Source organism: Bradyrhizobium zhengyangense (genome assembly GCF_022012435.1).
Taxonomy (GTDB): Bacteria; Pseudomonadota; Alphaproteobacteria; order Rhizobiales; family Xanthobacteraceae; genus Bradyrhizobium; species Bradyrhizobium zhengyangense.
This window is the reverse complement of record NZ_JAKLUA010000002.1, coordinates 512,645-533,650: the sequence shown is the minus strand read 5'-3', so window position 1 is coordinate 533,650 and position 21,006 is coordinate 512,645. Positions and strand designations below refer to the sequence as shown.

16 protein-coding genes are annotated in these 21,006 nt (G+C 62.6%); 5 read left to right on the top strand and 11 right to left on the bottom strand.

Annotated elements, in window-relative coordinates:
- Positions 1-3 precede the first annotated feature (3 nt).
- Both L6637_RS10865 and L6637_RS10860 read left to right on the top strand, forming a co-directional pair.
- On the top strand, positions 4-945 hold the full coding sequence (locus L6637_RS10865; RefSeq protein ID WP_237863673.1) for an ABC transporter permease: 942 nt from the start codon (positions 4-6) through the stop codon (positions 943-945).
- Positions 946-948: 3 nt separating this feature from the next.
- Entirely contained in the window at positions 949-1,836 is an 888-nt protein-coding gene (locus L6637_RS10860; RefSeq protein WP_237863672.1) for an ABC transporter permease, read from the top strand.
- Here L6637_RS10860 and cnbZ read toward each other — a convergent pair.
- From cnbZ to L6637_RS10810, 10 genes are all read right to left on the bottom strand, one after another.
- Positions 1,833-2,579, bottom strand: a complete 747-nt coding sequence (gene cnbZ, locus L6637_RS10855; protein ID WP_237863671.1) for a 2-amino-5-chloromuconate deaminase CnbZ — start codon at positions 2,577-2,579, stop codon at positions 1,833-1,835. The two genes, L6637_RS10860 and cnbZ, sit on opposite strands and share 4 nt — an antisense overlap.
- A gap of 8 nt (positions 2,580-2,587) precedes the next feature.
- A complete protein-coding gene (locus L6637_RS10850) occupies positions 2,588-3,838 on the bottom strand; it encodes an adenylate/guanylate cyclase domain-containing protein (protein ID WP_237863670.1) in 1,251 nt (416 codons plus the stop codon).
- A complete protein-coding gene (locus L6637_RS10845; RefSeq protein ID WP_237863669.1) occupies positions 3,835-4,224 on the bottom strand; it encodes a response regulator in 390 nt (129 codons plus the stop codon). Before L6637_RS10845 ends, L6637_RS10850 begins: the two co-directional genes overlap by 4 nt.
- A complete protein-coding gene (locus L6637_RS10840) occupies positions 4,221-6,800 on the bottom strand; it encodes a sensor histidine kinase (protein WP_237870552.1) in 2,580 nt (859 codons plus the stop codon). Before L6637_RS10840 ends, L6637_RS10845 begins: the two co-directional genes overlap by 4 nt.
- A gap of 53 nt (positions 6,801-6,853) precedes the next feature.
- Complete coding sequence (locus tag L6637_RS10835) at positions 6,854-7,837, bottom strand: ABC transporter substrate-binding protein (protein WP_237863667.1); 984 nt, start codon at positions 7,835-7,837, stop codon at positions 6,854-6,856.
- 123 nt (positions 7,838-7,960) lie between these two features.
- On the bottom strand, positions 7,961-11,056 hold the full coding sequence (locus tag L6637_RS10830; RefSeq protein ID WP_237863666.1) for a MexW/MexI family multidrug efflux RND transporter permease subunit: 3,096 nt from the start codon (positions 11,054-11,056) through the stop codon (positions 7,961-7,963).
- Positions 11,057-11,128: 72 nt separating this feature from the next.
- A complete protein-coding gene (locus L6637_RS10825; protein WP_237870550.1) occupies positions 11,129-12,322 on the bottom strand; it encodes an efflux RND transporter periplasmic adaptor subunit in 1,194 nt (397 codons plus the stop codon).
- Position 12,323: 1 nt separating this feature from the next.
- Positions 12,324-13,025 carry a TetR/AcrR family transcriptional regulator gene (locus L6637_RS10820; protein WP_237863664.1) on the bottom strand — a complete coding sequence of 234 codons (702 nt, stop codon included), beginning with the start codon at positions 13,023-13,025 and terminating at the stop codon, positions 12,324-12,326.
- A gap of 144 nt (positions 13,026-13,169) precedes the next feature.
- Positions 13,170-13,760, bottom strand: coding sequence for a thiamine pyrophosphate-dependent enzyme (locus L6637_RS10815; protein ID WP_237863663.1), 591 nt, complete (start codon positions 13,758-13,760; stop codon positions 13,170-13,172).
- Positions 13,757-14,302, bottom strand: a complete 546-nt coding sequence (locus tag L6637_RS10810) for a phosphonopyruvate decarboxylase (RefSeq protein WP_237863662.1) — start codon at positions 14,300-14,302, stop codon at positions 13,757-13,759. The genes L6637_RS10815 and L6637_RS10810 overlap by 4 nt, the downstream gene beginning before the upstream one ends.
- Positions 14,303-14,408: 106 nt before the next feature.
- Here L6637_RS10810 and L6637_RS10805 point away from each other — a divergent pair, with 106 nt between their 5' ends.
- The 3 genes from L6637_RS10805 to L6637_RS10795 all read left to right on the top strand — a co-directional run bounded on the left by L6637_RS10805 (position 14,409) and on the right by L6637_RS10795 (position 19,484).
- A complete protein-coding gene (locus tag L6637_RS10805) occupies positions 14,409-15,629 on the top strand; it encodes a cytochrome P450 (protein WP_237870548.1) in 1,221 nt (406 codons plus the stop codon).
- Positions 15,630-15,635: 6 nt separating this feature from the next.
- Entirely contained in the window at positions 15,636-16,313 is a 678-nt protein-coding gene (locus L6637_RS10800) for a potassium channel family protein (protein ID WP_237863660.1), read from the top strand.
- A gap of 312 nt (positions 16,314-16,625) precedes the next feature.
- Positions 16,626-19,484 carry a hypothetical protein gene (locus L6637_RS10795; protein ID WP_237870545.1) on the top strand — a complete coding sequence of 953 codons (2,859 nt, stop codon included), beginning with the start codon at positions 16,626-16,628 and terminating at the stop codon, positions 19,482-19,484.
- A 183-nt stretch (positions 19,485-19,667) separates the two neighbouring features.
- On the opposite strand, the gene L6637_RS10790 is transcribed toward L6637_RS10795, so the two are convergent.
- On the bottom strand, positions 19,668-20,780 hold the full coding sequence (locus L6637_RS10790) for a phosphatase PAP2 family protein (RefSeq protein ID WP_237870543.1): 1,113 nt from the start codon (positions 20,778-20,780) through the stop codon (positions 19,668-19,670).
- Positions 20,781-21,006: the final 226 nt, after the last annotated feature.

Here is a 21,006-nt window from a genome sequence, read left to right as displayed (position 1 = left end):
AGGATGCTGAACTTCCTCGCCCGCCGGCTTGCGCAGATCGTCCCGACGCTATTCTTCGTGTCGGTGCTGATTTTCTCGCTGCAGCAATTGCTGCCGGGCGATCCCGCGCTGGTGATGGCGGGCGAAGAACGCGATCCGGCCGTTATCGAGCAAATCCGGCACCAATACCGGCTCGATCAGCCCGTCCCCGTACAATATGCGTACTGGATCAAGGGTGTGCTTGTCGGCGATTTCGGCGAATCGCTACGCAACAAGATGCCAGTGCGCGAGCTGATTGCGCAAAAGCTGCCGGTGACGCTGCAGCTCGGCGCCATGGCGATCATCATCGCCTTCCTGATCGGCATCCCCGCCGGGATCGTCGCGGCCGTGAAGAAGGGGACGGCTTGGGACTACGGCGCCAATTTCTTTGCGCTGTGGGGCATCTCGACGCCGAATTTCTGGCTCGGCATCATGCTCATCTTCCTGTTCTCGATCGAGCTCGGCTGGCTGCCGGCCTCCGGCTATGTGCCTCTGACCGAGAACTGGCGCGCGAGCCTTGCCGCCACCATCATGCCGGCCTTCGTGCTCGGGAACGCCATTGCAGCGATCCTGATGCGGCATACCCGCAGCGCCATGCTCCAGGTGCTGGAAAGCGATTACGTCCGCACTGCGCGTGCCAAGGGCCTGTCCGAGCGCTCTGTGATTCTCAAGCACGCCATGCGCAACGCGCTCACGCCCATCATCACACTCGGCGCCCTCGAACTCGGTACGCTCTTGTCCGGCGCGGTACTGACCGAGCAGATCTTCTCCATTCCCGGATTCGGCAAGCTGATCGTGGACGCCGTGTTCAACCGCGATTACGCCGTCGTGCAGGGTGTGGTGCTGGTGACCGCCACGGTCTACATCACGCTCAATCTGGTCGCCGACGTCGCCTATATCCTCGTCAATCCGCGGCTGAGGGGCTAGGCCATGACCGACGCCGTGCTCGCGGCCACCTCCGTCACCGATGCCGGGGAGCTCGACAGTCCGGCGCGCCGGGCACGACGTCGCCTGTTCAAGCGCAAGGCTGCGGTCGCGGGCCTTTTGGTCCTCATCGTGTTCATCCTGCTTGCGCTGCTGGCGCCTCTGATCGTGCCATACGACCCCATCGCGACAAGCTGGAGCCTGGTGCGCAAGCCGCCGACAGCAGCGCACTGGTTCGGCACTGACGAGCTCGGCCGCGATATCCTGAGCCGCGTCATCTATGGCGCACGCGCCTCGCTGCTGGCAGGCCTGATCTCGGTTGCGATTGCGCTTGGCATCGGCGTCCCTCTTGGCCTGCTCTCCGGCTATCGCGGCGGATTCGTCGATGCGCTGATCAGCCGGATCACCGATGCGATGCTCGCCTGTCCGTTCCTGATCCTGGCCATTGCGTTGGCGGCGTTCCTTGGTCCGAGCCTCGGCAATGCCATGATCGCGATCGGCATCTCGGCAACGCCGGTCTTCATCCGTCTCACCCGTGGTCAGGTGCTGAGCGTCAAGGCCGAGGACTATGTCGAGGCGGCCCGCGCGCTCGGCAATCCCGACTGGCGAATCGCGGTCTCGCACATCCTGCCGAACATCCTGCCCGCACTGCTGGTCCAGGCGACGCTGTCGATCGCCGCAGCCATCATCGCGGAAGCCGCCCTGTCGTTCCTCGGGTTAGGCCAGCAGCCGCCTTCGCCATCCTGGGGCAGCATGCTCAATGCAGCGCAACGTTTCCTGACCCAGGCACCCTGGATGGCGATCTGGCCGGGGCTGGCGATCTTCCTCGTGGTCTTGTCACTAAACCTGCTTGGCGACGGGCTGCGCGATGCGCTGGATCCGCGGCAACGTTAGATAACAATCTCGCGCATCACGCGCCGGCAATCCATCTCATATTCGAGATCGACCACCGGCGGCCGCGCGAAGTGCCAGGTGAGCCCCGAGCGCAGCGCGCCGCGCCGAACCAGTTCGTCGACCAGCGTGTGATGGAAGTCATGCACGGAATAGGCCTGCACGCCCGTGGTATCCTTCCAGCCGAATCCGAACGTCGTCATCCGGCTCTCCATCTGCGAGGTCGTGGTGAAGCGTACCTTCTCGCGCAGGCCTTCCGGACTGAGGTCGCGGTAGCGCACCGTGCGCTCGACATAAGTGCCGCTGCCCTCGCGTGCCTCAGCACCACCGGCGATCACGAAGGACGGCGCCTTCGAATTCGTCGGGCGAGTGAACGAGAACGCGTAGAACGACGGCTCCGCGGGCGGATCGATCTCGGGACAGACATTGCTGCGTGCGACCGGATTGATGCTGCCGTCGAAGATGCCCCACTCCGACAGCGTCTTCACATAGTGCAGGTTGAACGCGCGAAAGCCTTCTTCGCTGAAGGCCGCCGGCGAGCGCAACTCGCAGGCACAGAAGGCCGTCAGTGGACGCCCCGCCGCCTGGATGTAGTTTGCAGCCAGCGCAAACCCGTCGGCGAGCGGGACCAGACGATCGAACCTGACACGCTCGATCTCATAGCCGTCGTCGGCAGCAGCACCAGCAGAATACTGGAACACGGAGGGGATGAACCGGTAATTTCCGGCGGAGAATTCACGCGTCATGTCGAACCCTAATCCAGTTGGATACGAATGCCTTTGGCGCCGTTGAGCAGGCGTCTCAAGTGAAAGCCGGCGAGCGGATCATCGGCGTGCATCCCGACCAGCGCGGCGAAGGCCGGCATCGCCGCGACGTCGCCCGTCTGCATCCTGGCAAACGCCTCGGCATATTGTGCTGTCGCGGGTGCATCAAACCTGTCATGTGGCAGCGGCTCGAATGCGCGCAACGGTTCGCTGCGTCCGCGGAGCATCAAATCACCCACCGGGCGACCCTGAAAGTTCGAGGCTGCCTCGGCGACACTGGAGCTGACACAGATGCGGGTGCCGAGCTGCTTGTTGGCGGCCTCCAGCCGCGCCGCGATGTTGATCGTGTCCCCATAGGCGGTGTAATCGAAGAAGCGATTGCCGCCGAAATTGCCGACCAGTGCGGATCCTGCGTGAATGCCGATACGGGTTGTGCCAAAATTGACGCCGCTCGCCTTCTGACGCACGCAAAAATCCTGCGCCCAGCGGTCGAGATCGTGCGCGCAGGCGACCGCGCGCGTCGCATAATCGGGCTGATCGCCGGGCGCATTGAACAGCACATGGATCGCGTCGCCGATGATCTTGGCCACCGTCCCCTCATGCGCGAAGATCACTTCGGTCATCCCACCGACATATTCATTGAGGAGCGCGCCCAGGGTCTCAGGCGCCGCGCTCTCGACCAGCGATGTGAAGCCGGTGATGTCAGTGAAGATGACGGCGACATCGCGCCATTGCACCTCGATTCCCTCGCCGTCACCGCTTGACGCCAGACGTTTGGCGAGCTCGGGCGAGAAATGGCGCGACAACGCGGCGTGGGCCCGCTCAGCCTCCGCCTGACGGCGCCGCACCTCGCGCAGCATCTCGATGTGGCGAAGGGTCTTCGCGATCGTGGTCTCGAGGTCGGCGAAATCTATCGGCTTGGTGAGAAAATCGAATGCGCCGCGGTTCATGGCGGTGCGGATATTGCTCATGTCGCCATAGGCCGAGACGATGATGGTCGACTTCTTGTCCTCGGCTTCCTGCAGCTTTTGCAACAGCGACAGCCCGTCCATCCTGGGCATATTGATGTCCGAGACCACCATGTCGACATGCGGATTCTGCTCGAGCGACTCCAGCGCTTCGAGACCATCGCGTGCGAACATGATGGCGACGAGCCCATCACGGATCTGCCTGCGGAATTTTTGCAGGATCAGCGCCTCGAGATCGGGCTCATCGTCGACGAAGAGGATGGTCGGGGTCATGCCGCCTGCTCGAGCCTCGTGTCGATCTGCTGGCGCAGCAGCGCGAAATCGATCGGCTTGGTGAGGAGCCCGGTGGCGCCGCGCTCGATCGCCTTGCGATACGTCTCGGCATCGCCGTAGGCCGTGATCATGATCACAGGAACATGCGGATGCTCCGCGCGCACCCTGGGCAGCATATCGAGCCCGCTCATGCCGGGCATGTTGATATCAGACAAGATCAGGATCAACGAGGGGTCGCGCACCTCGGCGGCACGCTTCAGCGCATCGGGCGCAGAGGGTGCGAATTCCATCTGGAAACGGCCGGCGCGCAGGTCGCGCCGGAATTGCTGCCGGAACAGCGCCTCGACATCGGGCTCGTCATCGACGACCAGGATGTAAACGTTCACGTCTTGCCTCCGGAAGTGCCGCCTGCCGCCATTGCGCGCGGCAAGGTGATGATGAATTCGGTGAAGACACCGGGTGTGGTGTTCACGTCGATCGTGCCTCCATGCTGTTTCACGACGATGTCGTGGCTCATGGACAGGCCAAGCCCCGTTCCCTCGCCTGCCGGCTTGGTGGTGAAGAAGGGATTGAACATCTTCTCCTTCACCTCCTGCGGAATACCCGTGCCGTTGTCGCGGATCCGGATCTCGACCCTGTTGCCGAGATCCTTCGTCGCTGCGCTCAGGGTCGGCTCGAAGCTGTCAGCAGCGCTCTCCTTGTGCTTGGCCGCCGCATAGAACCCGTTCGAGATCAGGTTGAGGAAGACGCGGGTGATTTCCTGCGGGTAGACATCGACCATGCCGGCTGCGGGGTCGAGATCGCGCTTGAGCGTGACGTTGAAGTTGGGCTTCTCGGCGCGCGCGCCGTGATAGGCCAGATTGAGGCTCTCCTCCACGATCGCGTTGATGTCGGCGGGGCGATGCTCGCCGGAGCCTTCGCGGGAATGCAGCAGCATGTTCCTGACGATGGAATCGGCGCGCTTGCCGTGCTGCACGACCTTCTCGAGATTGCCCTTGAGCATACTTGTCAGCTCGTCGACCTCTTCCTTGGTCTTGTCGTCGAGAGAAGCCGTGTGCAGAACCTCCTTGAGCTCGTCGATCAGCTCGGTCGATACCGAGGAGAAATTATTGACGAAGTTGAGCGGGTTCTTGATCTCGTGGGCGATGCCCGCCGTGAGCTGGCCGAGCGAAGCAAGCTTTTCGGTCTGGATCAGGCGGCCTTGAGCGGCGCGCAGGTCGTCGAGGGATCGTGATAGCTCTCTGGTGCGCTCCTGGACTTCGTCGAACAAGCGTAGATTCTCAATCGCGATCAAGGCCTGGTCTGCAAAGGTCGTTGCGAGCTCGATCTGTTTTTCGCTGAAGGGACGCACGACATGCCGCGTCAAGACGAAGACGCCGATGGGCGCCCCCTCCCGCAGCAGTGGAACACCTAGCATCGTACGCACGTTGGCGCGTCTTCGCGCAGACGAAGGTGCATACTCCGGATCGGCCTGCACATCGGGAATATGGACTGTCTTGCGATCGAGCAATGTGCGTCCCACGACGCTTCCGCGCTCCGGCACGGAAGCAAATGTCCGAAGCTTGTTCTCCTGCTCCGCATCGAGGCCGCAGCTTGCTGACAGATAAAAGACGCCATCGCGGGGTCTGAAGATCGTTCCTTCGTCGGCATCGCACAAGCGGGCAGCCGATCCCACCAGCGTGTCGAGCACGGTCTGCAGATCAAATGTCGAGCGGCTGATCACCTTCAGCACATCGGCGGTTGCGGTCTGCTGCTGTAGCGCTTCGCGCAATTCGGCGGTCCGCCGCTCGACCTTGTTCTCGAGGTCGGCATAGGATTCCTGCAAGCGCGAGCCCATGTCATTGAACTGGTCCGCCAGCCCCTCCAGCTCGTCGCCAGTCTTGATCGAGATGCGCTGAGAAAAATCGCCGCCGCCGATCCGCTCGGCGCCGCTGCGCAGTGCCTGGATCGGGCCGACCATGCGGCGCGCCAGGAAAATTCCCGCGAGCACCGCAAAAATCGATGCGGCGAGCAGCACGAACGCGAGCCGCTGCAACGAGGCGTAGAGCGAGGCATAGGCCTCCTCGACGGGCAGCTCGACGAACATGGTCCAATGCAGCGGCTCGATCGGGGCCGAGGCGGTCAGAACCTTCTGACCCTGGATGTTGACCGCCTCCTGAAGCGCATCGGGCATGGCGCCGCCGCCGGCCTGCGCTGCGCGTACCTGTGCAAGGCCGGACATGTCAGTGTTGCGCAGCACCAAGCTGATGTCGGGATGCGCGATCAGCCGCCCTTCGGGGCCGACCACGTAGGCGTGCCCATGCTGGCCGACCTTGATCTGGGAGACGACATCCCAGATCAGCTTCAGGTTCACTTCCGCGATGCTGACCCCGGCATCCTTCCGTGCCCCGGCCAGTGCCAGCGTCATGTAGGGCTCGGACTCGCGGCGAAAATAGACCGGTCCGTAATAGACCTTGTGCGCCACGGCTTCCGTGAACTTTGGATCACCAGACAGATCGATGCCGCTGTCGATCGCGTCCATCGCCAGCCGTGAGACGCGCAGGCGCTCCTTGCCGGTCGAATCCACCTGGGCGAGCTCGGTGATCGCAGGCACCTGGCGCAGCAGGCGCAGCGCGTCGAACCGGCGCGGCTCGACCGAACCCGCAGACCAGGGCAGCTGCGTGGTCCAGCCGAGCTGGCTCTCGATCTCCTTGACGAACTGGCTGATCTTGGCGGCGGCCGCCTCGGCCTGCTCGTGCTGGACCCGGATCAGAGCGGCCTTGTGCTCCCTGTAGTAGAAGAAGACCTCGAACAGGCCATTGGCCAGCAGGGCGACCGCGACCACGGCCACGAACAGCACGACATATTTGGTGAACAGCCGGGTCCTGATCCCCCGACCCGCCTCGGCGGATGCGATCCCGTTCCCGGCCGCGCTCGGCAGAGTCCTGGTTTGCGGGGTGTCGGGATGGACCGAAATGCTCATTGCCCCGAGCCTAGCAAGAAGGCCGCACCTTGTCTCTTGCCACAACGGCAAGATTACTCGATGACCTCGTCGGCAAGTGCAAGCAAGGTCGGGGGAATTTCAAGCCCGGTCGACTTGGCCGTCTTCAGATTGATCACCAGGGGATAGCGGGTCGGCAGCTCGAATGGCAGATCGCCGGGGTTGGCCCCGTTGAAAATGCGGGCGACCAGGGCCGCCGCCCGCTCGAAGGATTCCGAGGAATCCGCGCCATAGGACATCAGACCGCCGTCGCGGGCGAACTGGTCGAATTCGTAGATCGCCGGCAGTTTCCGGACGGCAGCAAACTCGAACACGCGCTCCCGGTTGAGAATGGTCAGCGCATCCGCCACCATCAGGATGCCGTCAGGCAAATCGTTGTTCATCACCGAGAAGGCTTCGTCGAAATCGTCCGGCTCGCGCACGCCGAGCGCCTGTACGGTCAGTCCAAGCGCCTGGGCTGCCTTTGCGGACGCCTGATAGCGCATGGTCATGCCAAGATCGTCCTTATTCCAGAGCATCGCAACCTTGGTCAGCTTTGGCGACAGCTCCTTGAGCAGCGACAGCCGCTTGGCGCTGAGCGTCGCCGCGACATCCGAAATCCCGGTGATCTTGCCACCCGGATGCGCCAGGCTCTCGATCAGCCTGGTTTCGACGGGATCGCCGACACCGCTGGCCGCAACGGTGGCGAGGCCGGCCGCTTTGGCGGCCATCGCGGTCGGGTAGCCAATGATGACGATGACGTCGACATTCTTGGCCTTCAGTTCCGACATCAAAGACGGCAGCATCGCGACGTCGCCCAGCGCACCCCGCGCCTCAAAGGTCAGGTTCTGGCCAAGCTTGAACCCCCGCTCTTCAAGCACCTTGACCAGGATCTTGCCGCCGGGGCTCTCCGCCGTAACAGGCACGATCGGCGTCACGGTGCCGATGCGATAGATGCGGCCCGGCGTATCGGCCGACGCCATGCCCGGCCGAGCCAATGCCGCCCCGCCAAGCACCGCCAGAAATTCACGCCTCTTCATCCGACGCCTCGCCTCAAGCGCACATTCGTGGCGCTCCAGCCATCATATTATGAGATTCTGCACGACAAAAAAAAGCGGCAACAGCGATGGCTGTTGCCGCTTCGCACGTTCATGGAGCGTCGGTCAGGTCGGCCGCAGCGCCTTGGCATTGAGGTCGAGCTCGTTGACCTGCTTGTTCCGCTCGGAATCGGCGGCCGCGCGATGGTCGGTCGCCAGCACGACATAGACGGCCGGCAGTACGAACAGGGTGAACAGCGTCCCGATCGACATACCGGCGACGACCACGAGGCCGATCGAGAAGCGGCTGGCGGCGCCAGCGCCGGTCGCAGTCAGCAGCGGGATCAGACCGGTCACCATCGCAGCCGTCGTCATCAAGATCGGCCGCAAGCGGATGCGGGCCGACATTTCGATGGCCGAGCGGCGGTCAAGCCGTTCATTCACCTGGAGCTCGTTGGCGAACTCCACCATCAGGATGCCGTGCTTGGTGATCAGGCCGACCAGGGTGAGCAGACCGACCTGAGTGTAGATGTTCATGGTCGCCACGCCGAAGAACAGCGGGATCAAGGCACCGACGATCGCCATCGGCACCGAAATCATGATCACCAGTGGATCGCGCAAGCTCTCGAACTGGGCCGCCAGCACCAGGAAGATGATGATCAGCGCGAAACCGAAGGTGATCGCGAGCTGGTTGCCCTCCTGCACATACTGCCTTGAATCCGCGAGATAGTCGTGGCTGAAGCCCTGCGGCAGCTTCTTGGCCTCACCCTCGAGGAAGTCCACTGCGGCGCCGACGGTCACGCCGGGCATCGGCACGGCCGAGAACGTCGCCGAGTTGAGCTGATTGTAGTGCGTCAGCGAGTTCGGATCGGTCTTGGTCTTGATCGACACTACGGTCGACAGCGGGAGCTGCTGGCCGGTGTTGGTCGTCACGTAGAAGCCACCAAGCGATTCCGGCGAGAGACGGTCGCTGCGCGGCACCTGCGGGATCACCTGGTAGGACCGGCCCTCGAGATTGAAGCGGTTGATGTAGTTGCCGCCGAGCAGAACCGCGAGCGTACTACCGAGGTTCTGCATGTTGACGCCGAGATCCTGCGCCTTGCTGCGGTCGATCGTGACCGTCACGCTCGGCTGGTTAAAGGCGAGGTCGCTGTCGGAAACGATGAACATGCCGCTCTTGCGCGCAGCGTCCTTCAGCTTCTCCATCTGCTCAAAGACGGTCTGGTAGCCCGCGGTGGAATTGATGACCATCTGCACCGGCAGACCGCCCGGACCACCCGGCAGCGGCGGCAGGTTGAAGGCGAACGCCTGCACGCCCTCGATCTTGGAGAGCTCGGCCTGAACCAGCGGCTTCAGCGCGATCGACGAGCGCTTGCGCTCCTCCCACGGCTTGAGCAGCATGCCGGCAATACCGCCCTGCGGGCCGTTGATGCCGTTCAGCACGAAACGCAGATCGGTCTCGGGGAAGCTTTGAAACTTCTTGTCGAGCTTGTCGCCGTAGAAATCGACGTAGTCGATGTTGGCGTATTTCGGCGCCTTGGTCACCGCGAAGACGATGCCCTGGTCCTCCTCAGGTGCCAGCTCCTTCGAGGTGTGCATATAGAGGAAGCCGACGAGCCCGAGGATCGTGATCGCGAACAGGCCGGTAATCGCCTTGTAATCGAGCGACCGGTCGAGCCTGCGGCCATACCAGCGCGTCACTGCACCAAACACCTTGTTGACCAGCTTGGCGAAGCGGCCTTCTTCGGTGTTCTTGAGCAGCACTGAGCACATCATCGGCGACAAGGTCAGCGCGATCACGCCCGATACGATCACCGAGCCGGCGAGCGTGAAGGCGAATTCCCGGAACAGCGACCCGGTGAGACCGCCGAGGAAGCCGATCGGGGCATACACCGCGGCAAGGGTAATGGTCATCGACACGACGGGACCGACGATCTCGCGCGCGCCTTCTAGCGCCGACTGTACCGGTGTCTTTCCCTCCTCGAGATGTCGATGGATGTTCTCCACCACCACGATGGCGTCGTCGACCACGAGGCCGATCGCGAGCACCATCGCGAGCAAGGTCAGCAGATTGAAGGTGAACCCGAGCGCCAGCATCAGGGTACAGACACCGATCATCGACAACGGGATGGTGACAACAGGAATGATGACCGATCGCAGCGAGGCCAGGAACAGGAAGATCACCACGATCACGATGATCACGGCTTCGCCCAGCGTCTTCTTCACCTCGTCGATCGAGGATTGGATGAACTTGGTCGAGTCGTAGGCGACCTTCATCTTCATCGATGGCGGCAGGTTGCGCTCGAGCTCGGGGAACAGCGCCCGGACGCCCTTGACCAGCGTCAGCGGATTGCCCTGCGGCGTCGCGTTCACGCCAATGAAGATCGCGTGCTCGCCGTTGAAGGCGACACTCGCATCGGTGCTCTGCGCGGCAAGCTCGACCGTGGCTATGTCCTCCATGCGGACGAAGCCACCATCCTTGGCCTTGACGATCATCTTCCTGAACTGGTTGACGTCGGTCAGACTGGTGTTGGTCGAGATGTTGGAAACGACCAGATAGCCCTTGGTCTGGCCCGCGGCGGACTGGAAGTTGTTGGCCTGAATCGCGGCCGCAACATCGGACGGCGACACGCTGCGGCCGGCCATCTTCACGGGATCGAGCCAGATCCGCATCGCAAAGGTCTGTCCGCCAAGAATGTCGGCGGAGGCGACGCCGTCGACGGTGGACAGCACCGGCTGCACCACGCGCGTCAGATAATCCGATATCGCCGAGCCCGACAGTTCCTCCGAGGAGAAGCCGAGATACATCACGGCCGTGGTCTGGCCCGTGGTCTTGGTGACGATCGGGTCGTTCGATTCCTTCGGAATCAGATATTTGACCGAGTTCGTCTTGGCCAGCACCTCGGTGAGCGCCTGGTTCGGATCGAAGTTCAGCTTGATGTAGACTTGGATCGTCGAGGTGCCGAGCACCGAGGACGAGGTCATATAGTCGACGCCCTCGGCCGAGGCGACCGCCTGCTCGATCGGCGTCGTGATGAAGCCCTGGATCAAATCCGCGGACGCGCCGGGATAGACGGTCGTGATGTTGATGACCGTATTCGACAGCTTCGGGTACTGCCGGATCGGCAGCACCATCGCCGCGCGCAGCCCGATCAGCAGGATCAGCAAGCTGACGACGACCGACAGAACCGGGCGCTTGATGAAAATATCAGTAAAGGCCATCGCGGCGATCTCGATTTCGCTTGTCTCAAGAAACGTGATCCGGCCAGGCCGGATCACGCGATGTATTTATTGTCAGTAGCGCGGCGGCTGCGCCGGGACCGACGGAGCGGGGTCGGTCGAAATTGCGACAGCGGCGCCCGACTGCAGCTTGAGCTGGCCGACGGCGACGACCTTGTCGCCCGCCTTCACGCCCTTGATGATCTCGACGCGGCCGTTGACCCGATTGCCGGTCTGCACGAACGTGCGCACCGCGCTCAGCGTCGTCTTGCCGTCGTCTTCCTTCTTCTCTGTGATCATGAACACGGAGTCGCCGTACAGGGTGTAGTCGACCGCCGTTTCCGGAACGGTGATCACGGCCGGCTTGTCCGGCAGCACCACCGTGGTGGTCACGAACATGCCGGGCTTCAGGATCTTCTCCGGGTTGGCAACCGCTGCCTGCACGCGAATATTGCGGGTGTCGGCAGCAATCTGAGGCTCGATCGTGGTGATCTTGCCGTCGAAGGTGCGGCCCGGATAGGCGTCGACCTTCAGCCGTACCGACTGGCCAACCTTGAGGTTGCCCGAGTCCTTTTCCGTCACCGTGAAGTTGGCCCAGAGCTCCGACAGGTCGGTCAGCGACACGATCGCCGTACCGGCGGTGAGGTATTGTCCGACCTCGACCTTGCGGACACCAAGATCGCCGGAGAACGGCGCGCGCACCAGCTTCTGCGAGATCAGCGCTTCCGTCTTGCTAATGCCGGCCATGGCCTGGTCATAGGTCGCCTGCGCGGCATCGACGGTCGACTGCGGACCGAACTGGCGCGCCGCCAATTGCTTGGCGCGGTCGAGCGCGAGTTGCGCGCCGGTCGCCTGCGCCTTGTAGTTGGCAAGATCGCCCTGCTCCGGCCCGTCGAACAGCTGCACCAGCGGCATGCCGGCCTCGACGTGCATGCCCGGCTCAAACTTGATCTCGATGACGCGTCCATTGACGTCGGAGGTGACGTCGACCTGGTGCACGGCAGCGAGGCCGCCGACTGCGGTCAGCAGGTTCGGCACCACCTCGGACTTCGCTTCGGCCGCGCTCACCAGGGTCGGCGGCGGCTTGTTGTTGGCAAAGAACTGCTTGATCATCTGGCCACGGAAATAATTGAACCAGACGAAACCACCGACGAGCACGCCCAGAAGCGTGCCGATGATGATGAACCAGAGCACCGGCCGAACCGGACGCTTGGGGGCCTTGCTGTCGATCGGTTCGCCCGAAATCTTGTGTTCGGCTACGATGTTCATGTCATGCACTCTCTGCAATCGCCGTCTTGTCCGCACCCGGGGCCAATTCGTGGCCCAGATGCGAAGCAATTGCGGCGTCGTTAAGTCCGATGCCTCTCAGGAGAAACTCACAGAGCTGCCGCTCCAGATCGTTCGCCCCGCCATAGGCGAGACAGTGCACCGAGGGCAGCCTGGTCAGCGCAGCGGTCATCACCGTGTGGTGCGCAAACCAGAACAGGTTGAGCGGTTCGCTGCCGCAGGCCCGCGCATCCCCGGCAGCGACGGCGCGTTCGAGCGAGGCGACGAAGACCGCGCCGATCAGCGTCTCGATCTTGGCATATAGCAAACGGGCAAACTCGCCGTCATCCAGATGACTGGTGACCATCAGTCGCAGACGCTGGGCCTCTTCCTGGTCGGGGCCGTCGGCGGTCTCCAGGAAATGCTGGACCATGCTGCGGATCAACTCGACCAGGGTGGCCGTCGACGGCTCCCGCTCGAGCAGTTCCATCAGCGCCGGGTCTGCCTCGCACTCATCGCTGAGGATTTCGGCATACAGCGCCGCCTTGGAAGGGAAATGCTTGAACAGCAGTGCCTCGGAAATGGCAGCGGCGGCCGCCACGCTCTTGGTCGTGGTGCCGGTATAGCCGTGTCGGGCAAAGCAGCGTTTTGCGGCTCCGAGGATCAATTGACGCCTCAGGTCGCTCGTCATACGCAATGAGCTCATGCTAGTGAGTAAGCACTCACCCACGCAAAAGTCAAGCCAAATGGTGCGACGCAACCTAGATGAGTGGGATCTGTTGGAAATTGGTCACAGGTTACCTCCGCGGGGAGAACGCCGCCTGCGGGGACCGGATCAGGAGGGACCGCGTCAGATCGGCTGGAAACCGAGGTCGCCGCGGATCCGATTGACGATGTAAGTCCCGTCCCGGCTCGGCAGGATCCGCTCGACGTTGGCGCTGTCGATCTTCACATTGGCAAAGCGCGGCCCTCCCGAGAGGTCGTGGATGGTCTTGGCGAAGGCTTCGACCTCGGCCATGGTCGAGATCGCACGGCTGTCGGCAATGCCACAGGCCCTGGCGACGCCGACCAGGTCGGCGGCGGCCGAGGTGTGGCTGGTCTGGCCGCCGGTCTCGCCATAGGCCTCGTTGTCGAGCACCACGATTGAGAGATTGGACGGCTTCTGCAGGCCGATGGTGGCAAGGCTCCCCATCCCCATCAGCATCTCGCCGTCGCCGGTGATGACCAGCACCGGCAGTTTTGGCTGCGCCAGCGCCAAGCCTAGCCCAATCATCGCAGCGCCGCCCATGCCACCCCAGAGATAGAAATTGCGGGCATGGTCGCCGGCGGCAGTGATGTCGTTAGTGGAGGCGCCGAGGCCCCCGATGGCGACCACGTCCTTACGATCCGCAAGCAGCGCGGAGACCACCTGGCGGCGGTCGAGAAGATTGGCCTTGCTCATTTGGTGAAAACCTTGGCCCCGATCAGGCGTTGCGACAGCAGGACGGCGGTGGGCGTGAGCGCGTTGTAGGCCTGGGCGGCTGCCGCCTCCAGCACCGCCGGCACTTCGGCTGCGTTCGAGGCGCGGAGCACCTTGACGCCGGACAGTTCGAGCACGCCCTGCGTGGTCGAGCCCATCGGCACCTGCCACGGATTGAACTCGCCCCACTCGCCGCGCATGGTCACGAGGGTAAGGAACGGAAAGCGCAGGATCGGGATCAGCGACAGCATGTTGATACAGTTGCCGACGCCGCTCGACTGCATCAGCAGGACGCCGCGCTGGCCGCCGGTCCAGGCGCCCGCGAGCAGCGCCACGCCCTCCTCCTCCGTCGTCAGGGGAATGCCCCGCATCGTGGATGAGCCGAGCACACGCTGGATCAGCTTCGAATGGCCGGCGTCGGGCACGTAAGGCACCTGCCGCACGTCGAAGCGTTGCAAGGTCGCGAAAATGTCGTCGGGCCAGGTCGGCGTCGTCGTGTCGGCAGCGTCAGCGCGGGCGTGCATTTTTCTGTCCGGTCGGCTAGCAAATCACGGCGAGACTGTAGACGGTGATCCGCACGGCTCGAAAGAGCGAAAACGGCATATCGGTCTCATCAGGCGAGTATGGCGGATGAACGCAAGTGCGAAAGAATTGGCGGCCAGGTTCGATCTGGCGAAGCTGACCAGTGAATTCTACGACGATCCCTACCCGACTTATCGTGCACTGCGGGAGAAGGAACCGGTCAAGCGCCTTGCGAGCGGCACCGTGTTCCTGACGCGCTACGACGACCTTGTCACCACCTACAAGAACACAAAGTCGTTCAGCTCGGACAAGAAGCGCGAGTTCGCGCCGAAATATGGCGATACGCCGCTCTACGAGCATCACACCACGAGTCTCGTCTTCAATGATCCGCCCGCTCACACCCGCGTGCGGCGCCTGATCATGGGCGCGCTGTCGCCGCGCGCGATCGCCGGCATGGAGGGCGACCTCGTCAAGCTGGTCGACGGATTGCTCGATGCCATCGCCGCCAAGGGCCATTGCGAGCTGATCGAGGATTTTGGCGCCTCGATCCCGATCGAGGTGATCGGCAATCTGCTCGACGTGCCCCATGACGAACGTGCGCCGCTGCGCGACTGGTCGCTGGCGATCCTTGGCGCGCTCGAGCCGGTCGTCTCGCCGGAGGTTGCCGCGCGCGGCAACAAGGCCGTGACGGATTTCCTCACCTATCTCGAAACGCTGGTCGCGCGCCGGCGCCGGCAGCCGGGCAACCCTGATCGCGACGTGCTGACACGCCTGATCCAGGGTGAAGACAACGGCGAGCGGCTGACCGAGAAGGAGCTGCTGCACAATTGCATCTTCCTGCTCAATGCCGGTCACGAGACCACCACCAATCTGATCGGTAACGGCCTCGTGGCGCTGCATCGCAATCCCGACCAGAAGCAAAGGCTGATCGACAGCCCTGACCTGATCAAGACCGCGGTGGAAGAGATCCTTCGCTACGAAAGCTCGAACCAGCTCGGCAACCGCATGACGACCGAGCCGGTCGAGCTCGGCGGCGTCATGCTGGAGGCCGGCACATCGGTGACGCTGTGCATTGGCGCTGCCAACCGCGACCCCGCGCAGTTTCCCGACCCTGAACGCTTCGACATCGCGCGCACGCCGAACCGGCATCTTGCCTTTGCCACCGGCGCGCATCAATGCGCCGGCATGGCGCTGGCACGGCTCGAGGGCGCGATTGCGATTTCGCGCTTCCTGGCGCGCTTCCCGAACTATGCCGTGAGCGGCCAGCCCGTGCGCGGCGGCCGCGTGCGGTTTCGTGGCTTTCTGAGCGTCCCCTGCTCGATCGGCTGAGGCGTCATGACCATCGATCAATTGCGCGAACGCTGGGCAGATCCCGCCCTGACGGTGCTGACAGTGCTGATGGTGGTCATGATGTTCGTGGTCGCGCCGTTGCAGGCGCTGGGGCTGTTCGCGTTCCAGGTGTCCGAGCTGGTGCTGGCGCTGCTGCTCGTCGTCGGCATCTTCGTGATATCAGGCAGCCCGTTCGCGGTGGTCGGCATGCTGATCGCGCTCGGCATGATCGTAACAGGCGCTATCCTGAGGATCAGATCGCCATCCATCCTCGACCTGAATTTGTTTGCCGGCTCGTGGTTCATCGTGGGAACAACGATGGCCTGGGCGGTGGCGCGTCAGACCTTTGCGCCGGGTCGCGTGACCTACCATCGCGTGATCGGCGCGGTGCTGCTCTATCTGACCGTCGCGGTGATCTTCGCGGCGCTCTACACTTTCATCGGCTCGCTCGATCCAGCCGCCTTTGTCAGCATGAAGGTGGAGGACAGCCCGAAGCTCGCGAGCGAGGTGATCTACTTCAGCTTCGCGACGATGACCACGACCGGATATGGCGACGTCGCGCCGCTGCATCCCGTCGCGCGCAGCCTGTGCAACATGGAGGCGATTTTCGGCCAGCTCTATCCGGCGACGCTGCTGGCCCGGCTGGTCACGCTCGAGATCGAGCATCGCAGGCAGGATTCCTGAGCCCCAACGATCCAAAAGTCGAAAACAACCCCATGCACAGTAGACGGCGGGTTGATCGACAATAACAGGTGGGCACACAGAACCATTTGATACGCCAGAGCAAATCGGCAGCATCGCGCATGACGAGGCGCTCGGGACATTGCGCCCCCCGGCAGCAGGGCTCAACCTTCGGCGGCAAGCTGCTTGCCTGTGCGATTGGCTATCGCGAGATGGCGGCATGGAGTAGAATTCATCGACAACGACGCCAGGCACAAGTGCGCACACCATTGAGCTCCGTCACAGCGAGGCGGCCTCAAGCAGGAGGGGTGGCAGATGGCAGATAAAGTTGCTCGCCGACCGCGCGATTTAGCAGAATGGCATCCCAGCAAATATGCGCTCTGGAGTGAGCGCTGGGGCGATGCGGTCAACGAACCGACCTCTATCGTGCTGCGTCATCCAACGGCTCCGTTTCTGAGAACCGTTCCCAAAATTGATGATTCCAATATGCAACGCGTGGGAAATGCTTACCTCGAAGCGGTGGCAGGCAATCCCGATATCGATCCGCCCATCCGTCTGCCGCGAGTGTTCAAGACCAACTCGCCGGACTTCTTCAAGCGTCGCTTTTCGGGCTTGATGCGGTGGCTGCCCCTTGGCTGGCCTCCTGCCGATCCACACGATGACACGGCCGGCGACCCGTTCGTGTCGTTCCGAGTTGAGCGCGAGCGGGCGGGCGAGATCTTCGATCAGACCGTGATTTTGGTGGCTTCCGAGTGGATTCCCGATCCCAGCTCCAAACTTAAATCGACCGGCCATTTCCTGGGCTCGGGGTTCGGCATCCGCGTCGTCGCGCATGTGCGGCCCAAGAATAAAAAATACGAAATACGCATCACCGGGATGACCGCGTCACTTCCGTTCGGTCCTTACAGCACCGCCGAAGTGTTCGGTTTGTTGAACAAGGACGAGAAAGCGTTCGCAGCGATCTTCAATACGGACAAGCTTGCTCGGGTCAAAGCCGAGATGTCCGGTCAGCTTGGTTTGAAAGATCAATCCGTCTCCATTCGCGGCGTCCGGATCGCCACCACATCCGACGGAGAGACAGCGCTTGTCCAATGGCAAGCTACGAGCAAGCCCGAAACGGAGGGCGGGCGAACCGGGGCCACACCATATTCGTTCGTGTTCTCCGGGACGCCGACTGAGGCTGGGGCTCTTGTCAGCAAGGTTGAGCTCGTCGCCGACGCGATAACGCCTGGACACGCGTGGGTGTTTCCGATTGATCCTGCCTCGCAGCAGCCGCCGGCCGATCTTCGCAAGCGGCGCCCGACACGCAGCGAAGAGACACTCGACCAATATCGCGACGATGAGGCAATCACCGCGTATCGGTCGGATCCGTTGATCTTCCCGCCAACGACGTTTCCGCTGCCATCAGGATTCACCGAAGATGAAAGGGTGGTGGTTTGCCCCGGATTTGTCATTGCCGACGGTCCTCCCCCTCCCTATCCCTATCCTCCTCCCCCTTACCCCAAGCCGGGAGATCCGAAGACAGTCGATCTGCCTGGCACGTCCGCGCCTCCCGTTCGATCGAACGGCTTCGCGGCAATCAGCGCCTACAACAATGTCAGGCAATTCTTCCTGCGGCTCGATGCGTATGGAATGAGTGCGGCTTCCTACTTTCGGATCACGAGCCTGCCGCTCAAGATCTTTTATCGCTCCGGGGTGAGGCCGGGGCCGGGCAAGGACGGGCAGACAGTCAACGCGCGTGTTCTTCCGGAGGGCTGGCCGGTCGACTACGTCGGACCGACCGCGCTCGGCGATCGTCCGATTCTGCAACTGCATTTGGCGCTGGGCGACCTGTCGACCCGGGCACGCAAGCCGTGGGACGGAACCAACCGCTCGCAAGCGAAGCCGCTCGGCATCGCGGCCGACGCGCGCTGGATCTGGCACGAGATCGGACACGTGCTTCTGATGTGCTCGGTCGGCGAACTGGAATTCCGTTTCGCCCACAGCGCCGGCGACGCGCTCGCAGCGATCGTCTCAGACCCGCAATCGCAATTGGCGGGAGATGCCAATTGGCGCGGCGCGACGTTCCCGTGGGTGTTTACGCCGCGTCGCCACGACCGATGCGTGTCGCATGGATGGAGCTGGGGCGGCGCGTTGCACTATGCACTGTCCCAGGTTCCCGATTCAACGCCGCCTCGCCGCAAGGGTTATTGGACCGAGCAGATCCTCTCGTCATCACTGTTCCGGCTGTACCGCGCCATTGGCGGCGATACGAAGGTGGTGGGAACGCCAAACCAGCCTGACCGAACCGCTCGCGAGTCGGCTTCGCTCTATTCCGTCTACCTCATCATGAGGGGGATTCAGATTCTGCCGACGTCGACCACGGTGTTGGCCAACGAGCCGGATCAGTTGGTCTCCGCGCTGATCGACGCCGATATCGGCACCATTCCCTGGAACGTCCACTGGGACGTGACTTTTCCTCCGCCCCCGTACGGCACCAGCAGCACCAAATCGTTCTCATTCCAACGGATTGGCGGCTGTGTGCACAAAGTCATTCGCTGGGCGTTCGAAGTCCAGGGCCTGTATACCGCTGCCGGAACGATCACCAACGCGCCAGGCCTTCCACCCCCGGTCGACATCTACATCCTGGACCGACGACCACTTTCGGAAGTCACGCCCTGCGACGATATCGCGTACGGACCGGGCAGCTACAATCCGGTCTCGCTCGATTGGGATCCCCAACAGTCCGGTTCAGATGCCCCGCCCTTGTGGCAGGCCGACCAAGACGCGATCGTCGTGTCGGGCGGCAAGATTTCCGTGAAGGTCGGAAGCCGCGGTAGTCAGCAGGCAAAGAACGTGAAAGTCAGCGTTTGGTGGCACGCATGGCCCAGTGGCAGCGCCCCGCCGAAATGGAATGATCCATCACCAGGATCAACACCGTGGAAAAAGTGCACCCCGTCACCAAGCCCCGGCAAGACCATCAACCCTGGTGCTCCGCCTGTCGAATTTAAATTCACGTTCAACCCACCCTCAACCGGGACCCGCTATGTGGTGCTGGCTATCGCGACATGCGGGGACGATGCAGCCAACACGGACCCAACGACGCTCCTCCCGTGCAGCCAATTGCCCACGGCACTCATTGACCTCGTCCCCAATGACAACAACCTTGGTCTCATCGTCGTGGGCCGCCCCTAAAGCGCGATGAGAGTGGGATGAATCATCATCGCGCTTGAGGTTGTTGTTCGAGCATGATCTCCGCGCAAACGCGTTCCGCTGATGTCGCGAGGGAAAACCGCTGCACACTTTCCCGGATCATGCTCTAGCGGCAGCCCGAGCTTCGTTGTTCAGGTCCCGCGGAGCAGAGCGGACAAAGCTCGCTCAGGTCCACTTCGTCGGCCACTCGGCGGTCGCGTGGGCAAGCACCGAGTTGAGCGTCGAACAATAGATGCGGCTCGGCGTGCTGTCGTGAAGCAGCGCCCGCCAGATACCCGCTGCGATGTGACGACTTCCGGAGGAGTCCGAAGGATAGTGGACGCCGAGACGTTCGCGGTTCTTTGCGATACGCCCGGCAAGCCAAAGCAGCGGCGAATCAATCTCGCGACGCCCCGCCAGTGGGTTTCGGACAAGTGTTTGTACGCCCGATTGCGTGCTTCCGAGAGTACTAACGGGGGTAGGCGTCGTGTTGGGGTTCGGCGGAGAACTGGAAATCTGAAAGGCACCAGCCGTCCCGGTCGGTATCACATAGTAAGTCGTTCCAGGTGCAATCGGCGCTGGAAGCGCGCCGCCAGCCGTCGTCTGGAAAAACACCGGATCGCCGGCGTTCAGCGCCACGTTCCCTTGGACCACAGCCGGGTTAGCCAAAGAAATGGTCACCGTTACGGGTAGACATGGATCGATCGCATTGCCCGGCGAGCCCTTGTAGGGAGCGGCGAACAATCCGTAGCGCTGGCGAAGCGCCGGTATCTCCAGGAGCAGGAGCGCGATGAAGTGACCGATGAAGGAATGCCCGCTGGTAAACGACGGATGGGCGGGAGGACCGAACGGAGGCGCGAGTCCCGGGCATAACGTCGAGGGGCGAACGCGCCTGAACTGCTGCTTGTAGTAAAAATATGCGATGTTGCCGATGGCGTACCCGCAGTTGATGAGCTCCATTGTCCACGGGCGCCGTGCTTCACTGGTGTCGATGAATGAAGTGATGTAGCCGCCACTGCCATCCGCCTGCTCGATGATTTCGGCCATGTAACGATCGCGATCGTCCTGCATCAACATTTGCAGTTGTTCAATTTCGCTGCGGATCGAGTCGAAGGCGTCGGCTATCGCGTTGGTCCAATCGGAACCTGTGGCGCCAGGGTAGTGATCGGGATTCTGAGGATTCCGCCGTGGATCTGGCTGCCACGCCAGATCGAGGCTCTCCAGCCAGCTCCTCGCAAGCAGGTCAGCCCGGCTGAATTGCCATTGATGGGGTTGGCCACCGAATTCCTGCGCCACCATGATTGACGGCCGAGAAGGATCGACTGCCTTCAGCCATTGCCTGAGATGACGGTCGTATGGGAGCGTCCAGAACCGCAATGCCGGGTCCCAATCATCGGTCGTCCATTCGAGGAACGCATCCTGCCCGGTTGCGTCGACCTGATAGGGATTTACGACTTCCGCCCACGGATACGGCGGATTCCCGGCGTCATCCGGAGTGAAGTCGAGTGCCCAAGATCGGAAGCCC

Coding starts and splice junctions, on each gene's coding strand:
- L6637_RS10860 (WP_237863672.1), top strand. CDS start 949: ATGACCGACGCCGTGCTCGCGGCCACCTCCGTCACCGATGCCGGGGAG.
- L6637_RS10815 (WP_237863663.1), bottom strand. CDS start 13,760: ATGAGCAAGGCCAATCTTCTCGACCGCCGCCAGGTGGTCTCCGCGCTG.
- L6637_RS10835 (WP_237863667.1), bottom strand. CDS start 7,837: ATGAAGAGGCGTGAATTTCTGGCGGTGCTTGGCGGGGCGGCATTGGCT.
- L6637_RS10790 (WP_237870543.1), bottom strand. CDS start 20,780: ATGGTGGCGCAGGAATTCGGTGGCCAACCCCATCAATGGCAATTCAGC.
- L6637_RS10840 (WP_237870552.1), bottom strand. CDS start 6,800: ATGAGCATTTCGGTCCATCCCGACACCCCGCAAACCAGGACTCTGCCG.
- L6637_RS10850 (WP_237863670.1), bottom strand. CDS start 3,838: ATGACCCCGACCATCCTCTTCGTCGACGATGAGCCCGATCTCGAGGCG.
- L6637_RS10865 (WP_237863673.1), top strand. CDS start 4: ATGCTGAACTTCCTCGCCCGCCGGCTTGCGCAGATCGTCCCGACGCTA.
- L6637_RS10805 (WP_237870548.1), top strand. CDS start 14,409: ATGAACGCAAGTGCGAAAGAATTGGCGGCCAGGTTCGATCTGGCGAAG.
- cnbZ (WP_237863671.1), bottom strand. CDS start 2,579: ATGACGCGTGAATTCTCCGCCGGAAATTACCGGTTCATCCCCTCCGTG.
- L6637_RS10825 (WP_237870550.1), bottom strand. CDS start 12,322: ATGAACATCGTAGCCGAACACAAGATTTCGGGCGAACCGATCGACAGC.
- L6637_RS10795 (WP_237870545.1), top strand. CDS start 16,626: ATGGCAGATAAAGTTGCTCGCCGACCGCGCGATTTAGCAGAATGGCAT.
- L6637_RS10830 (WP_237863666.1), bottom strand. CDS start 11,056: ATGGCCTTTACTGATATTTTCATCAAGCGCCCGGTTCTGTCGGTCGTC.
- L6637_RS10800 (WP_237863660.1), top strand. CDS start 15,636: ATGACCATCGATCAATTGCGCGAACGCTGGGCAGATCCCGCCCTGACG.
- L6637_RS10820 (WP_237863664.1), bottom strand. CDS start 13,025: ATGAGCTCATTGCGTATGACGAGCGACCTGAGGCGTCAATTGATCCTC.
- L6637_RS10810 (WP_237863662.1), bottom strand. CDS start 14,302: ATGCACGCCCGCGCTGACGCTGCCGACACGACGACGCCGACCTGGCCC.